This window comes from Gammaproteobacteria bacterium (assembly GCA_009838035.1).
Lineage (GTDB): Bacteria > Pseudomonadota > Gammaproteobacteria > Steroidobacterales > Foliamicaceae > Foliamicus.
On sequence record VXSK01000002.1, the window covers coordinates 262410 to 277576 of the forward strand.

Annotated in this window: 18 protein-coding genes; 8 read left to right on the forward strand and 10 right to left on the reverse strand. The window is 64.3% G+C overall.

Features of this window, described 5'->3' with window-relative positions; all coding sequences use genetic code 11:
• Positions 1–3 precede the first annotated feature (3 nt).
• From F4Y72_01185 to F4Y72_01200, 4 genes are read left to right on the forward strand one after another with little or no spacing between them, the layout of a single operon-like run.
• On the forward strand, positions 4–900 hold the full coding sequence (locus F4Y72_01185) for an amidohydrolase family protein (protein ID MXZ26902.1): 897 nt from the start codon (positions 4–6) through the stop codon (positions 898–900).
• On the forward strand, positions 887–1273 hold the full coding sequence (gene ligA / locus F4Y72_01190; GenBank protein MXZ26903.1) for a protocatechuate 4,5-dioxygenase subunit alpha: 387 nt from the start codon (positions 887–889) through the stop codon (positions 1271–1273). The genes F4Y72_01185 and ligA overlap by 14 nt, the downstream gene beginning before the upstream one ends.
• Positions 1274–2116 carry a protocatechuate 3,4-dioxygenase gene (locus F4Y72_01195; protein ID MXZ26904.1) on the forward strand — a complete coding sequence of 281 codons (843 nt, stop codon included), beginning with the start codon at positions 1274–1276 and terminating at the stop codon, positions 2114–2116.
• Between the two features lie 11 nt (positions 2117–2127).
• Complete coding sequence (locus tag F4Y72_01200; protein ID MXZ26905.1) at positions 2128–3072, forward strand: Gfo/Idh/MocA family oxidoreductase; 945 nt, start codon at positions 2128–2130, stop codon at positions 3070–3072.
• A gap of 64 nt (positions 3073–3136) precedes the next feature.
• On the opposite strand, the gene F4Y72_01205 is transcribed toward F4Y72_01200, so the two are convergent.
• The 10 genes from F4Y72_01205 to F4Y72_01250 all read right to left on the reverse strand — a co-directional run bounded on the left by F4Y72_01205 (position 3137) and on the right by F4Y72_01250 (position 10864).
• Positions 3137–4141, reverse strand: coding sequence for a hypothetical protein (locus tag F4Y72_01205; GenBank protein MXZ26906.1), 1005 nt, complete (start codon positions 4139–4141; stop codon positions 3137–3139).
• Between the two features lie 16 nt (positions 4142–4157).
• Positions 4158–4565, reverse strand: coding sequence for a cytochrome c-type biogenesis protein CcmH (locus F4Y72_01210; protein ID MXZ26907.1), 408 nt, complete (start codon positions 4563–4565; stop codon positions 4158–4160).
• Positions 4562–5044 carry a DsbE family thiol:disulfide interchange protein gene (locus F4Y72_01215; GenBank protein ID MXZ26908.1) on the reverse strand — a complete coding sequence of 161 codons (483 nt, stop codon included), beginning with the start codon at positions 5042–5044 and terminating at the stop codon, positions 4562–4564. Before F4Y72_01215 ends, F4Y72_01210 begins: the two co-directional genes overlap by 4 nt.
• Before the next feature lie 56 nt (positions 5045–5100).
• Positions 5101–7032, reverse strand: coding sequence for a heme lyase CcmF/NrfE family subunit (locus tag F4Y72_01220; protein MXZ26909.1), 1932 nt, complete (start codon positions 7030–7032; stop codon positions 5101–5103).
• A gap of 27 nt (positions 7033–7059) precedes the next feature.
• Entirely contained in the window at positions 7060–7506 is a 447-nt protein-coding gene (ccmE, locus tag F4Y72_01225) for a cytochrome c maturation protein CcmE (protein ID MXZ26910.1), read from the reverse strand.
• Positions 7503–7682 (reverse strand): heme exporter protein CcmD, encoded by a 180-nt coding sequence (ccmD, locus tag F4Y72_01230; GenBank protein MXZ26911.1) that lies wholly within the window; start codon positions 7680–7682, stop codon positions 7503–7505. Before ccmD ends, ccmE begins: the two co-directional genes overlap by 4 nt.
• A complete protein-coding gene (locus F4Y72_01235) occupies positions 7679–8428 on the reverse strand; it encodes a heme ABC transporter permease (protein ID MXZ26912.1) in 750 nt (249 codons plus the stop codon). The genes ccmD and F4Y72_01235 overlap by 4 nt, the downstream gene beginning before the upstream one ends.
• 143 nt (positions 8429–8571) lie before the next feature.
• The gene (locus F4Y72_01240) at positions 8572–9237 is read right to left on the reverse strand and encodes a heme exporter protein CcmB (GenBank protein ID MXZ26913.1); all 666 of its coding nucleotides are present in this window, start codon (positions 9235–9237) and stop codon (positions 8572–8574) included.
• Positions 9234–9848, reverse strand: a complete 615-nt coding sequence (gene ccmA, locus F4Y72_01245; protein MXZ26914.1) for a heme ABC exporter ATP-binding protein CcmA — start codon at positions 9846–9848, stop codon at positions 9234–9236. Before ccmA ends, F4Y72_01240 begins: the two co-directional genes overlap by 4 nt.
• Positions 9849–9856: 8 nt before the next feature.
• Positions 9857–10864, reverse strand: coding sequence for an NAD(P)-dependent alcohol dehydrogenase (locus tag F4Y72_01250; protein ID MXZ26915.1), 1008 nt, complete (start codon positions 10862–10864; stop codon positions 9857–9859).
• 182 nt (positions 10865–11046) lie between these two features.
• Here F4Y72_01250 and F4Y72_01255 point away from each other — a divergent pair, with 182 nt between their 5' ends.
• The 4 genes from F4Y72_01255 to F4Y72_01270 are packed head-to-tail and all read left to right on the forward strand — an operon-like array spanning position 11047 to position 14983.
• A complete protein-coding gene (locus F4Y72_01255) occupies positions 11047–12171 on the forward strand; it encodes a class I SAM-dependent methyltransferase (protein MXZ26916.1) in 1125 nt (374 codons plus the stop codon).
• Positions 12168–12452 carry a hypothetical protein gene (locus F4Y72_01260; protein ID MXZ26917.1) on the forward strand — a complete coding sequence of 95 codons (285 nt, stop codon included), beginning with the start codon at positions 12168–12170 and terminating at the stop codon, positions 12450–12452. The genes F4Y72_01255 and F4Y72_01260 overlap by 4 nt, the downstream gene beginning before the upstream one ends.
• A 27-nt stretch (positions 12453–12479) precedes the next feature.
• Positions 12480–13358 carry a dienelactone hydrolase family protein gene (locus F4Y72_01265; protein ID MXZ26918.1) on the forward strand — a complete coding sequence of 293 codons (879 nt, stop codon included), beginning with the start codon at positions 12480–12482 and terminating at the stop codon, positions 13356–13358.
• Positions 13316–14983 carry an amidohydrolase family protein gene (locus tag F4Y72_01270; protein MXZ26919.1) on the forward strand — a complete coding sequence of 556 codons (1668 nt, stop codon included), beginning with the start codon at positions 13316–13318 and terminating at the stop codon, positions 14981–14983. The genes F4Y72_01265 and F4Y72_01270 overlap by 43 nt, the downstream gene beginning before the upstream one ends.
• The last annotated feature ends 184 nt before the right edge of the window (positions 14984–15167 follow it).

Genomic DNA, 15167 nt, shown 5'->3' on the forward strand with positions numbered 1-15167 from the left:
GAGATGGATGAGGGCTGGCTTGCCTTCCACCCCAATCCTTCGCGCCCGGAGTTCGCCGTCCCAGAAGGCGCGGTGGATGCGCACTGCCATGTTTTCGGTCCGGGCAACGTCTTTCCGTTTGCCCCGGAACGCAAGTACACGCCCTGCGACGCCTCCAAGGAACAGCTCTGGGGACTGCGCGACCATCTTGGCTTCAAGCGCAATGTCATCGTGCAGGCCACTTGTCATGGTGCGGACAATCGCGCGCTCCTCGATGCATTGGTCCACTCCGACGGCACGGCCCGCGGAGTCGCATCCGTCAGGCGCAGCGCGACGGATGCGGAGCTGCAGGCGCTGCATGACGCCGGAGTGCGAGGCATTCGCTTCAACTTCGTCAAGCGCCTGGTGGACGTGTTGCCCGTTGAGGCACTCCGGGAAATCGCCGAGCGCATCGAGCCGATAGGCATGCACCTGGTGATTTACCTGGAGGCGGAGGACCTGCCCGAGTTGAAACCATTGTTTGCTTCCCTTCCCGGCACGGTCGTCTTCGACCATATGGGGAGGCCGGATGTGCGGAAAGGCGCGCACTCGGACGAGTTCGACCAGTTCATCAACCTCCTGGGCAAGAATGAGAACATGTGGGCGAAGGTGAGTTGCCCTGAACGGCTGAGTTCAATCGGACCGCCCGGCTATGACGATGTCATTCCCTTCGCCAGGCGAGTAGTCGAGGCCTTCCCCGATCGCGTGCTCTGGGGCACGGATTGGCCGCACCCGAACATGAAATCGTATATGCCCGATGACGGCAAGCTGGTCGATTACATTCCGAAAATCGCAGCAACGGAGCAACTTCAGCACAAACTGCTGGTGGTTAACCCGATGACACTCTACTGGCCCGAGGAAACAAGCCATGGCGACGGATAAGCCCTACTCCGACATTCCGGGCACGACGATCTTCGACGCGCAGCAGGCGCGTCTGGGCTATCACCTGAACCAGTTCTGCATGTCACTGATGAACGCTGCCGATCGTGCCCGATTCGCGGCGGACGAGCGCGCCTATCTCGATGAATGGCCCATGATGGAAGAACAGAAGCAAGCCGTGCTCGATCGCGACTACAACCGCATGATCCGCCACGGCGGCAACATCTACTTCCTTGCCAAGATCTTCCTGTCCGACGGACAGACCTTCGAACAGGCCGCGGCGTCCATGACCGGCCTGAAGCGCGAGGAATACCGGCAGATGATGCTAAGCGGAGGTCGATCCCCGCAAGGCAACCCGTACAAGGGGGAAAGTTAGATGGCCAGGATCACAGCAGGCGTAGCAACCTCGCATGTGCCCGCCATAGGCGCGGCAATCGACCAGGGCATGACCGGGACCGACTACTGGGCTCCGCTTTTCCGGGGTTACGAGTTCTCGAAGCAATGGATCGCAAAATCGAAACCGGATGTCGTTTTTCTCGTTTACAACGATCATGCCTCGGCGTTCGGCCTTGACTTGTTTCCGACGTTTGCCATTGGTTGCGGAGAGGAGTTCAAACCCGCCGACGAAGGCTGGGGGCCGCGCCCGGTGCCGAACGTCGAGGGGCACCCGGACCTCGCCTGGCACATCATGCAATCGGTTATTCAGGATGACTTCGACCTGACCGTGATCAACGAAATGGACGTCGACCATGGACTAACGGTCCCTCTGTCACTCATGTTCGGGCAACCCGAGGCTTGGCCATGCAAGGTCATTCCTTTCGCCGTCAACGTGGTCGTATATCCGCCGCCTTCCGGGCAGCGCTGCTACAACCTCGGAAAGTCCATTCGCCGCGCCATCGAGAGTTTCGACGGAGACCTCAACGTGCAGGTCTGGGGCACCGGCGGAATGAGCCATCAACTGCAAGGCCCGCGGGCCGGATTGATCAACAAGGAATGGGACAACGCATTCCTGGATCAGATTGTCGCGAACCCCCGGGGGCTCGCCGCAAAGCCGCATCTCGAGTACGTGCGCGAGGCCGGTTCCGAAGGCATAGAGCTCGTAATGTGGCTGATCATGCGCGGCGCGCTGGACGACGAGGTGGTCCAGCGGCATCGTTTTTACCATGTGCCGGCTTCGAATACCGCAGTCGGCCATCTCGTTCTCGAAAACAGCAGTTAAGTGGAGGAAATATGAAGGTTGTACTGGCGGGAGCTGGAGCATTCGGCAAGAAGCACCTGGACGGCATCGCAAACATTGACGGCGTCGACTGCGTTTCGGTGGTCGGAAGAACGCTTGAGCCAACGCAGAAGATTGCCGAACAATACGGCATCGGGCACGCAACGACTCACCTTGCCGAGGCGCTCGATCTGCCCGGCGTGGATGCGGCAATCCTTTGCACGCCGACCCAGATGCACGCGGATCAGGCCATTCAATGCATGGACGCGGGCAAGCATGTGCAGGTCGAGATACCGCTGGCGGACTCACTGGCGGACGCCGAGGCCGTGCTGGCGAAGCAAGGGGAAACCGGACTTGTCGCCATGTGCGGGCACACGCGCCGTTTCAATCCGTCTCACCAGTGGGTCCGCAACAAGATAGCGGCTGGCGAACTCAACATTCAGCAGATGGACGTGCAGACGTATTTTTTCCGGCGCAAGAACATCAACGCAGCGGGTGAGCCGCGCTCCTGGACGGACCACCTGTTGTGGCACCACGCGGCTCACACGGTCGATCTGTTCCAGTATCAGGCGGGCGAAAGGATCGTCCAGGTCAATGGTATGGAGGGACCGCATCATCCCGAACTGGGCATCGCCATGGACATGTCGATCCAGATGAAGACGGAGAGCGGCAAGATCTGCACCCTGTCCCTGTCGTTCAACAACGACGGTCCGCTCGGCACCTTCTTCCGCTACATCTGCGACAATGGTACCTACATCGCGCGCTACGACGACCTGGTCGATGGCTACGAAAACACCATCGACGTGTCGAAGGTCGATGTATCGATGAACGGTATCGAGTTGCAGGACCGGGAGTTCTTCGCGGCGATCAGGGAAGGCCGCGAACCTAACTCATCGGTCGCCCAGGTACTCGACTGCTACCGCGTGCTGCACGAAGTCGAACAGCAATACAGCTCGTAGCAGCCCGGAAGTTTCGCGGGCGGCAAAGCGCGGGGGTCGCGATTCCCGGGCTTCGCCGATAGCCTTAGGGCTGATGGATCAGGTCGAGTTCGAGGGCGCCCTGCCCTGCCTGCCAGGCGGCCTGCGCTTCGTAGTCACCGGCGCCGCGAGTGATCTGCCCGCTGGCGGATAGCCGGGCGGTAATCGCCAGTTCGGACTGGTCGGATATTCTTGCGCCAGGGAGCATCGCGTCGGCATCGCTCAACCGGACTTCCAGCGGGAAGCGCGCACCGTCCACGCGCTTTGCGGCCAGCGGCGGGCCGGCCTGCCCGGGAATGCGCGCATCGATGAACAGGACGGCGCCGGGCGGCGGGGTGGCCGGCAGCCCCAAGGTCAGGCGAAGCTCCACGCTGCCTTCGGCGGAGACGGCCCCGCCCGACTCAACGCGCGCTCCCAGGCGATCCAGTTCGCCCTCGACGATCGCCCGCACCTCGGGCGTGACCGGACCTTCCAGCATCATCCTCCAGCGCTGCACCGCGATGATGTCCTGGCCGGTTGCGCTGGCCCGCAGGCCGCCGTACCAGAGTCCCTTGGGATTGGCGGGGTCCGCCAGCAGCACCTGCTCGACCATTTCGCCGGCGTCCTCCAGCAGCCGCTGGGGATTGCCGAGGATCAGCGCCTCGGCCTTGCCCATGAGAGCATCCATGTCCCGGCCTCCGGTCAGGTCCAGCACCCGGTCGAAGGCCTGCGCCGCATCTGAATAACGCTCCACCTGGGCGTAGGAAGCGCCCAGCAGCATCCAGCCCCTGGGGTCGTCAGGTGACGCTTCCAGTCGCGCGCGCAACGGACCGATCAGTTCCTCCACTCTCGGAGGCGAACCGTCTTCACCCATTTCAAGTCCGGCATGGGCCCATTCGTAGTTGCTGGACTGCAGGTAGATCAGCACGGCCAGGACCGGAATCAGCAGGCACGAAGCGGTCAACGCCGCCGTGCTTGCGGGCTTGCCGCGGTCGCGCCACAACTGGGGCGCAACGCAGGCCAGCGCCGCCAGGGCCAGAACCACGCAGATTGCAACGAAGCCGGCTAGCATGTCCTGTGCCCGGGCCCTAGTCCTCGTCGGGTATCGGCATCTGCATGCGGCGCCGGATGACCAGCGCAATCGCGCCCAGCGCGATGACCAGGATCACGCCGGGTCCAGCCCAGAGTAGCAGCGTATTGGGCGCAAGCCGCGGTCGGTAAAGGGCGAAGTCGCCATAGCGATCGAGCAGGAACTGCTTGACATCGTCCTCGCTTGCGCCGCCCTCCACCATGCGGCGCAACTCGCGGCGCATGTCCCTGGCCAGTGGCGCGTCGGAATCGCGCAGGTTCTGGTTCTGGCAAACCATGCAGCGCACTTCCTCCAGAAGCTTGCGGTAGAGGCTCTGCTGCTCGGCAGTCGGCAGCGGCGCTTCCGTGTCCACGGCGGCGGCGCTTGCCGCCATCAGCACCAGCAGAACTGTAGCCAGGCTTTTCATTGCGATTGACCCTCGAGGACCGGTAGGAACACGTCCGCGAATACGGCGCCGTCCAGCGGCCCCACATGCCGATACCGCACGATGCCGTCGGCGTCGATCAGGAAGGTTTCCGGCGCCCCGTAAACGCCCCAGTCGATACCGGAGCGCCCGTCCACATCGACGCCGATAGCCCGGTAGGGATTGCCCCTGAGTTGCAACCATTCCATGGCGTCGGCGTGCCCGTCCTTCCAGTTGAGCCCGTAGAGCGGGGCGCCGGCGCGGCCCAGCGCCATCAGGAACTCATGTTCAACGATGCAGCCCGAGCACCAGCTTGCCCAGACGTTGAGCATCCACGGCCCCTCCTCGACGTCCTGCAAGGAAAATACAATGTTGGGGTCCAGCAGCTCCGGCAGAGAGAATTCCGGCGCCGGACGGCCGACAAGCGGCGACGGCACCAGGCTGGGGTCGCGCCCCAGGCTGACGCCGAAAAAGTACACCATCACCAGCAGCACTGCGCACGGCAGCAGCAGGACCCAGCGAATGCGCCTGCGACCGCTCACGATTCATCCTCTTTCGGCGCAGCCACTCGATAGCGTCGGTCCGAGAGCGCCAGCAGACCGCCCAGGCCCATGATCAGCGCACCCAGCCAGATGAAGCGCACCAGCGGCTTGACCTGCACCCGCACGCTCCAGGCCTCCTCGCCCAGCGGTTCGCCCAGCGCCACGAACAGGTCGTGCCGCCATCCGGCATCTATTCCGGCCTCGGTCATCGGACTCTGCTGCACTTCGTATACACGCTTTTGCGGATAGAGCGTCGTCACCGGTCGGCCGTCGCGCGAAACATTCACAACGCCCTGCGCGGCCTGGTAATTCGGGCCCTGGACGTCTTCTATGCGATCGAGCTGAAATTCATATCCGGACACTTCCAGGCTTTCGCCCAGCTCAAGACTACGGTCGGTTTCCACGCCCCAGGCGGAAACCACGACGATGCCCAATGTGGTTACGCCCAGTCCGCAGTGCGCCACCTGCATGCCCCAGGACGAACGACTCGGTTTCGGGCCGCGCCGGAGCAGCCAGGCCATAGGGTCACGCAGTGCAGACGCAATCACCCATACGGCGATCAGGATCCCGATGCCGGTCAGGAGTCCCGCAAACCCGTAAGCCGCAACGCTCAGGACGATTCCGGCAAGGACGGCTACCGCGGCCGGCGCCCTGAGCTTTCGTCCCCAGGCGGCGGTATCGGTGGCCTTCCAGGAAGCGTGCATGCCGGCGCCCACGACCAGCAGCAGCGGCAGCATGGGAAGAATGAAGACCAGGTTGAAATACGGCGGGCCCACCGAGATCTTGCCCATGTCCAATGCGTCCAGCGCGAGCGGATAGAGCGTGCCGAATAAAACAAGCACGGTGGCCGCGCTCAGCAGGATCGTGTTGACCAGCAGCGCAGACTCACGCGACACCAGCTTGAATCCCGTCTGGGGGTTGGTGGCCGCGTTCCGGAGCGCGTACAGCAGCAGCGCGCCCCCCATCACGACCGCCAGGAACACCAGGATGAACAGCCCGCGCGCGGGGTCGCTGGCGAAGGCATGCACCGACACCAGCACGCCCGAGCGGACCAGGAAGGTGCCCAGCAGGCTCAAACCGAAGGCGGCAATCGCCAGCAGCAGCGTCGTGTTGCCGAAAAGCCCGCGTCGCTCCGTCACGGCCAGCGTGTGAATCAGCGCGGTGCCCGCCAGCCAGGGCATGAACGAAGCGTTCTCCACCGGGTCCCAGAACCACCATCCACCCCAGCCCAGCTCATAGTAGGCCCACCAGCTACCCAGTGCGATACCCACCGTGAGAAACATCCAGGCCGCGGTGGTCCACGGACGGGTCCAGCGCGCCCAGCGGCGGTCCAGCCGCCCGCTCAGCAGTGCCGCGATCGCGAAGGCGAAGGGCACGGCCATCCCCACGTAGCCCATGTAGAGCAAGGGCGGGTGAATCGCCATGGCCGGGTCCTGCAGCAGCGGGTTGAGGTCGGCGCCGTCCACCGCCGCCGGAAAGAGCCTCAGGAAAGGGTTGGAGGTGAGCAGGATGAACAGCAGAAAGCCGATGCTCACCAGCCCCAGCACGCCGAGTACCCGCGCCCTGAGCACCTGCGGGAGCGTGCGGCTGGCCAGCGCCACGGCCACCGTCCAACTGCTCAGAATGAGTTGCCAGAGAACCAGCGAACCTTCGTGCGCGCCCCAGATGGCCGCGAAACGGTACATGGCCGGCAGCTTCAGGTTCGAGTGCTGGGCCACGTACATGACGCTGAAGTCGTGGCGGAAGAAGCTGACGGCCAGCATCGCGAACGCCAGCGCGACAAACGCGAGCATCCCCAGGGCGCAGGGCCGGGCCACTTCCATCCAGCGGACATTGCCCGTATGCGCCCCCGCCAGCGGGAATACGACCAGCGCAACCGCCAGGCACAAGGCAAGCGCCAGGCTGATCTGGCCGATTTCAGGAATCATTACTTCTTGTGCCTGGTATCAGGGGCGTCAGCGGAGGGAAGCATCCGGGGGGTGGCCCCGTTCTTCCAGCATTTCCGCGACTTCCGGCGGCATGTAGTTCTCGTCGTGGCGCGCCAGTACCTCGTCGGCCTCGAACAGCCCGTCCGCGCCTACCAAGCCGTGGGCCACGACGCCCTGCCCCTCACGGAACAGGTCCGGCAGTACGCCGGCGTAGGCCACTGTAATCGTTTGATCGAGGTCGGTCACGTCGAACCGCACTTCCAGCGAACCGGGCGTGCGCCGTACGCTGCCCTGTTCGACCAGCCCGCCGACCCGCAGGCGCCGCCCTTCCGGCGCCTCGCCCGCGGCGATCTGCGTGGGCGTGTAGAAATACAGCATGTTCTGCTCGAAGGCGGTCAGCACCAGCGCCGTCGCCGCCACCAGGCAGACGAGCCCGCCGGTCATCGCCACCATCCGGCGCCGGCGCGGCGTCATGCGCGCAACTCCCAGGCGCCCTCTTCCGGTGCGACATTCAGGTGCCTGATGCGCCGGTGAACGCCGCGCAGGCGCCGGCGGGCGGTCAGCATCAACCCCGCCAGGATCGCAAACGACAGCCCCACACAGGGCCAGACGAACGCGGCGTAGCCGCCCATGGCCAGAAACTCGCTCATGCGCCCACCGCCACCACGTCGCGCACCCAGCGGGCGCCGCGCTCGCGCAACAGCACTTCCGCCCGTGCCCGGGTCAGCGTGACCGCAAGGGAAAACAGCACCGCTCCCACTATCATGACCAGCAGGGGCCAAAGCATATCCCAGGTGATTGCCGGCGCAGCCAGGCGGGAAATGGTCGGGCCCTGGTGCAGGCTGCTCCACCATTCAACCGAGAACTTGATGATCGGCAGGTTCACGACGCCCACCACCGCGAGAATGCCGGCCGCGCGGTCCGCGGTCGAACGCTCTTCCAGCGAGGCGTGCAGCAGCATGTAGCCCAGGTAGAGGAAGAACATCACCAGCACCGAGGTCAGCCGGGCGTCGCCCCAGCTCCAGTAGGCGCCCCACATCGGCTTGCCCCAGAGCATGCCGGTGGCCAGCGCAAGACCGGTAAACGCCAGACCCACAGGCGCCGCGGCCGCGGAGATGGCGTAGGCCAGCTTCATCCGCCAGACGAGTCCAATGGCCGAGCCGATTGCCATCAGCGCATAGAGCTGCATGGCCAGGTAGGCGGCGGGAACGTGGAAGTAGATGATGCGGTAGGCATCGCCCTGCTGGTAGTCCGGCGGCGCAAGCAGCAATCCGCCGAAAGCGCCGACCGCGATGGCCGCAAGCCCGGAGCAGAGCATCCAGGGCTCGATGCGCCCCGCGATCCGGTAGAAATGGGGCGGCGAAGCCAGCTTGTGCAGCCAGTTGGGAAGTCGCATCTTGGGCAGCCAGACGTGATCAGGAGCAGGCGAAGTTCAGCCCTTTATTTTAGCCTGTAGCGTGGGTGGGAGGGCGTCCCGTCCTCCACGTAGGCAGGACGCCTTCGCTCCCGGTGTGGAAGGCGGGACCCCCTCCCCCCAATTCAGTTTGCCGTCGCGCGGAGCGCAGCGCCCGCGGCCCACGGCAACAGCCCCACGGCCACCAGCAGAAAGGCCCCCAGCATCATCAGAGGCGCTCCTGCCGGCAGTCCGTCCAACGCCAGCTCCGTTCCGCGCACGCCGAATAGCAGGACCGGCAATGCCAGCGGCAGGACCAGCAGCGCCAGCAGACCCACGCCGCGGCGCAGTCCCGCGGTCAGGGCGGCGGCCACGGTCGCCAGCAGAATCAGCGCCGGCGTCCCCAGCGCCAGCGTCGCCGGAAGGACCAGCAGCGCCGTTCCTTCCATGCCGTAACTGGCGGCCAGCAACGGCGAAAGAAGAACCAGCGGCAGTCCGAAAACGCACCAGTTGGCGCCCGCCTTGGCCAGCGCCAGCCAGGCCGGATCGACCGCGCTCAGGAGCATCAGGTCCAGCGTCCCGTCGTCGCGGTCCGGCTGGAACAATAGCGGCATGGAGAGCAGCATCGAGAGAAAGGCCACCACCCAGATCACGCCGGCGCCCCATTGCGCAAGCAGCTCCGGCTCCAGTCCCGCGACGATCGAAAAGAGAGACGTGGAGATAAGGAAAAAAGTAATATTTATAATGATATGTATCCACTTCTTGAAGTAGATCAAGAACTCATGCTGCAGCACGGTCAGCCAGATGCTCATCTGCTGACCCCAAGAAACAACTGCGCGACCGGCCCCGGGAAATCCCAATCCAGACGGTGCCCAGCCAGCACCGCACAGCCGCCACCCTCAAGATGCGAACCGAGTTCCTGCTGCAGCCACTCCCTGCCCTGCGCATCCAGGTTGGCGTCCGGCTCGTCCAGCAACCACAGCGGCGGCCCAGCCCCGATCAGACCTGCCAGCGCCAATCGCCGGCGCTGGCCATACGACAGTTGCGAAGCAGCCCGCTCCTCCAGACCGCTCAAACCTGCCTTTTCGAGCAGTTGGTCCTCCCTTCCCGTCGAACCAGCAAGCCTCAGCGTAAAGGCCAGGTTACGGCGCACGCTCAACTCTCCCTTGACGCCGTCCTTGTGACCCAGCCATCCCAGGCTGCTCAGATAGCGCGCGGGATCGCTCCTGAACGCGACACCGTTCAGCTCGACGGTTCCCGATTCCAGCGGCAGCAGGCCGGCCAGGGACCGCAACAGCGAGGTCTTGCCTGAACCGTTCGGTCCCTTCAGCAGCAACAGCGCACCCGGCGCCAGGCTGAAGGACAGTTCGTGGAAGAGGCGCCGTTCCCCGCGCCAGAGAGTCAGCCCCTGCGCCGCAAGCATCGTGACTTCTAGCCGATTCTCACCAGCAGTTTGCCGAAATGCTCGCCCCGGGTGATCGAACCGATGGCCTCCGGGCCTTCCGGCAGAGAATACTCGCGGTCGATCACGGCGGAGATGCCGTGCTTGACCAGGTGTGCGTTCAACGCCCGGTGGTCGTCGCGGGCGCCCACCGTAATCCCGTGAATGCCGGCGCACTTTCCGATCAGGGCCATGGCGCTCAACTCGGCGCTCACGCCGCCCAGCGCGCCCAGAACCCCGATCGAGCCGCCAAGTCCCAGGGCCTGCAGCGACTGGCCCAACGTGCCCATGCCGCCGGTCTCCACCACCACGTCCACGCCGCCCCCGGCGCGCTGGAAGGCTTCCGCTCCCCATTCGGGTGTCTGCTTGTAGTTGATCGTTTCATCCGCGCCCAATTCCCTGGCCCGCTCCAGCTTCTCGTCGCTTGAAGAGGTGATGACCGCGGTCGCACCGAAGGCCTTTGCGATCTGCAGGGCAAAGATGGAAACCCCGCCGGTGCCCAGCATCAGCACCTTGGAGCCCGGCCCCACCGGGCCGCCGCAATGCAGCGCGGTCCATGCCGTAACGCCCGCGCAGGCCAGCGATGCCGCCGTTTCCATGGTCATTTCGTCGGGCACGGCCAGCAATGCCGATTCCGGAAACACGCCCAATTCGGTGAGCGCCCCCGGCGCCTCGCATCCGGTGGTGCGGGTGCGCACACCGGGCCGCACCGGCTGGGACTCCCAGTCCTGCCAGAACACCGTCATGACACGGTCGCCCGGCTCAAACTCCATGACTTCCGAGCCGACCGACTCCACCACCCCTGCCCCGTCGGACAGCGGAATCAGCGGGTATTCCTTGCCGCCGCCGTAGATGCCGGCGCAGATCATGAAATCCCGGTAGTTGATCGCAGCCGCCTGCATCCGCACACGAACCTCGCCCGGCCCGGGCTCCGGCGCCGCGCCCGAAACGACCTCGAGGTTCTCCAGGCCGGACGCCGTCAACTGCACGCACTGCATAAGTTTCTCCCTCGGAAAATCCCAAATGAATCGCTGTCAGAGGGCGGATTGTGCCCTATTCCCCCCAGGAAGGGGTCTCAATCGCCTGGTCACAGCGTATCGTTTCCGCCAATTGCCAAGATCGCCGATTCTGTATAGCCTTGCAGCATAGGGGATTCATACATTGACCGGGGACCGGGACCATGCAGAAACCGACACTGAAGGACGTTTACCGCCCCACCCATGACGAGGCGGCAAGGCACGCATTCGTCGGCGCGTTGAAGGGCTACCTGAACGGTCCGCTGGAAGCGCGCCTTGCAGGTCACTACGAGGACAACCTAAAACCCGCTTACGTCGAGGCACGCGGACGCGAACCGGAGAACCGCACGGAGGGAACCGAGGCGTTTCGCGACGATCACCTCTACCAGCTTTGGGGGAGTTCGGTGTTTACCTCCCAGGACCTGATGTGGGAGACGGTGGGCGAAACCTGCGATCGGCTGCTTCCGGACTTTGAAGCGCGGCGAGAGGAACTGGCGAACCGGGAACTGCACGGCCGTCTCGAAATCGAGGAAGGATTCGTCCCCCCGGATCCCATCCGCCGCGTGGAAATCCACCGCCAGCCGGGTGGCTATTTCGGGCAATCGGGCGATACCAGCCTGCGCCTGGGCATGGACTACATGGGCACGGGCGAGCTCTATCGAGCCGCCAAGGGCCTGTCGGAAGGCGACGAAGTCGGCGACCCGGGGATGGGTAAATTCCTCCTCGGCGCTCTCGGACGCCGGTTTCCCGATGCGGATCCCGGTTCCGTGCTCGACATGGGCTGCGGAGTCGGCGTCCACACGGTTGCCTACAAACAGGCATTCCCGAATGCGGAGGTATGGGGCGTGGACCTGTCCGCGCCTTTCCTCCGCTTTGCCCACGTATGGGCGGAAGACAAGGGCCTGGCCATCAACTACCGGCAGGCCAATGCCAACGACACCGGCTTCGCCGACGGGCAGTTTGACCTGATCGTGTCGCACATTATGTTTCATGAGACCTGGCACGACATCCTTCCCGGAATCATGGAGGAGGCCCATCGCCTGCTGGCGCCCGGCGGGATTTTCCTGAACGGGGATACGCCCTATCAGCCCGACCGCCTGTCCATGACCAAGCAGGTCACCAACCACTGGCAGGTCGTCAATAACGGAGAGCCCTTCTGGACCGGCTATGCCGACACCGATATGCGCCAGGCGCTGATCGACGGCGGCTTCGACCCGCAGCACGTCTTCGCCGAATACGACCCCCTGGGTTCGGGCGAATACTTCATATTCGGCGGAGTCAAGGCGTGATGACGGCCGCCGGCGACGATGCCGCGCGGCCCCACAAGCTGCCGCGTCCGCGCCAGATCCAGGACCTGAACCCCGATCAGCTGGTAGCCGTCATCTGGCGGCTGGCGATGGAAATCTGCGTGCTGCGCGACCGGCTCGGCACGCACGAGGCCCTGCTTGCCGGACAAAACGTGCTTTCCCGCAACGACATCGAAGCCTATTCGCCCTCGAAGGACGAAGCGGCCGCCCGTCTGAAGGCCCGCACCGAGCTGATCGAGAACATCATCAACGACCTGAGCTAGCCCCGAAACGGCCACGAGGAGGAAGTCATGTGCGATGACCGAACATTCAGGGAATCCCGCGAGTATCTGAACGACAGGAACGAGCTGAGCCGGCGCAGGTTCACCCAGCTTTCCGCCGGGGCCGGGCTCGCAATGCTGTTGCCGCGGGCTGCCAATGCGCAGGAAGTGACCGAACAGAATGTAGAAGTCACCACGCCCGACGGCGTCGCGGACTGCTATTACGTGCATCCCGCGTCCGGACGCCATCCCGGTGTCCTCGTGTGGCCGGACATTCTCGGCCTTCGCCCGGCGTTCAGGCAGATGGGCCGGCGGCTAGCCGAGTCGGGCTACTCGGTCCTCGTGGTCAATCCCTTCTACCGCTCGGCGCGCGCACCGGTCGTGCCCGAAGGCGCGACCTTCCAGGACGAGTCGGTAAGGGACACGGTCTTCCCGCTCTATCGCCAGCTCAGTGCCGAAACCCACGTCACCGACGCCCGGGCCTTTGTCGATTTCCTCGACTCGCAGGCAGCCGTGGATCCGGACCGCAGGATGGGCACCACCGGTTACTGCATGGGCGGCCCGATGACGATGCGAACCGCCTGGGCGCGCTCCGACCGCATCGGCGCCGGCGCATCGTTCCACGGCGGCGGGCTCGTGACCGACGGGCCGGACAGCCCGCACCTGCTAGTAGAGGAAATGAACGCGCACTACCTGTTCGCCGTCGCCGAGAACGACGACGACAACGATCCCGAAGCGAAGAACGTGCTGCGCGAGACCTTCGCGGCCGCCGGTCTTCCCGCTGAAATCGAAGTCTATGAAGGTGCGCTGCACGGCTGGTGCCCGCCGGACTCTTCCGTCTATAACGAAGCGCAGGCCGAACGCGCCTGGAGCCGGCTGCTCGTCCTGTTAGAAACCGCGCTCGCCTGACGCGGGCCCGATCCCGGCGGGCGCCGGGCGAAAAGAGGGTGAGCCGTTTGCCTCTGATTCTGTTCTCCGTTCTGCTGGCCCTCGGCGGTTGCGGAGAATCCCCTGACGCACCTGGCGGCGTGCCGAACTTCGACATTCTGCTCCTCAACGGATCGGTTTATCGAGGCGGCGCGGGAGGAGCCTTCGAGTCGGTCGACGTCGGCATTCGCAACGGCAAAATCGACTACCTGGGGAACGCGGACGAAGACGGGGTAGATGCCCGGCAGCGCCTCTATGCAGCGGGTCTCATTGTGGCGCCGGGATTCATCGATCCGCACACCCACGCGCTCAGCGAACTGCGCAGCGCGACGGCCAACAGCAATCTGAACTACCTGATGCAAGGCGTTACGACGGTTTTCACAGGTAACGACGGCGAAGGCCCCGCGTCGCTCGAGGAAACGATCGAGCATCTGAATTCCAACGGCATCGGTACCAATGCGGCCTTGTACGTCGGCCACGGCAGCCTTCGCAATAGCGTGATGGGCGGCGCATACCGGGCGCCGACAGCAGAGGAACTCGCGCAAATGAAGAGCCTCGTCGCCAAGGCCATGGAAAGCGGTGCGCTGGGCCTGTCGACGGGGCTCTATTACGTGCCGGGCTACTTCGCAGAAACGGAGGAAGTCATCGCGCTGGCGCGGGTAGCGGCCGAGTACGGCGGCATCTACGACACTCACCTGCGCGACGAGAGCACCTACAACATCGGATTGATTGCCGCGATCGACGAGGCGCTTCGCATCGGGCGCGAAGCGCGGATTCCCGTCAACATCGCACACATCAAGGCTCTCGGCGTCGACGTCTGGGGCGAAAGCGCCCGGGTCATCGAAAGGATTGAGCAGGCGCGGAAAGCCGGGCAACGGGTCACGGCGGACCAGTATCCATGGTCGGCGTCGGGCACTCACCTGCGCAACACACTGCTCCCCCGGGCCGTACTGGCCGGTGCCGGAGCCGATTACTTCGAACGACTTCGGGACCCCCGGATCCTGGCGAAAATCCGCCCGGAGATGCAGGAGAACCTGCGCCGCCGGGGTGGCCCGGATTCGTTACTGATCGTAGTAGCGGACAATCCGGATTTCGTAGGCAAGACGCTGGCCGAGATAGCAGGCGCACGCGGCGAGGACCCGATCGACACAGCCGTGGACATCATGACCGAAGGATCCACGCGCGTCGCGTCTTTCAACATGCATGCCGATGACATCAAGGCCTTCATGCAGCAAGAATGGGTCATGACCTCATCCGACGGGACCGACGGACATCCACGCAAGTACGCGAGTTTTCCGAAGAAGTACAGGGACTACGTGTTAGGGGAGCAACTTCTCTCGCTTGAGGACTTCCTTTATCGCAGTTCGGGACTGACCGCGGAAACTTTCGGCCTCGCAGACCGGGGGCGGATCGAGATCGGATACGTGGCCGACATTGTCGCGTTCGATCCGGAGACATTTGCTCCTGTCGCTACGTTTGCAGCCTGGAACGAGTTGTCGGAAGGGCTCGTGTACTCCATCGTCAACGGCCGGCTCGTCGTCGATAAAGGAAATTACACGGGCATCCTGCCCGGCATGGTCCTAAGGAAGAGAAACGACCGCAGATAGCGTGCCATTCGTGCTTCCTCCGCTTTCGTGCTTTCCCGCCTTTCGTTCATCCCCCTCCTCGTAGGAGACGCCATCCTGGCTCAATTCTCGCTGTCCCTGCTCCAACGCTCCCACGAGGAGGGGGATGAACGAAAGGCTTCAGCTGGAGGCGCATGGTGTGAACCGCATGCGGCTGAGGCGCATG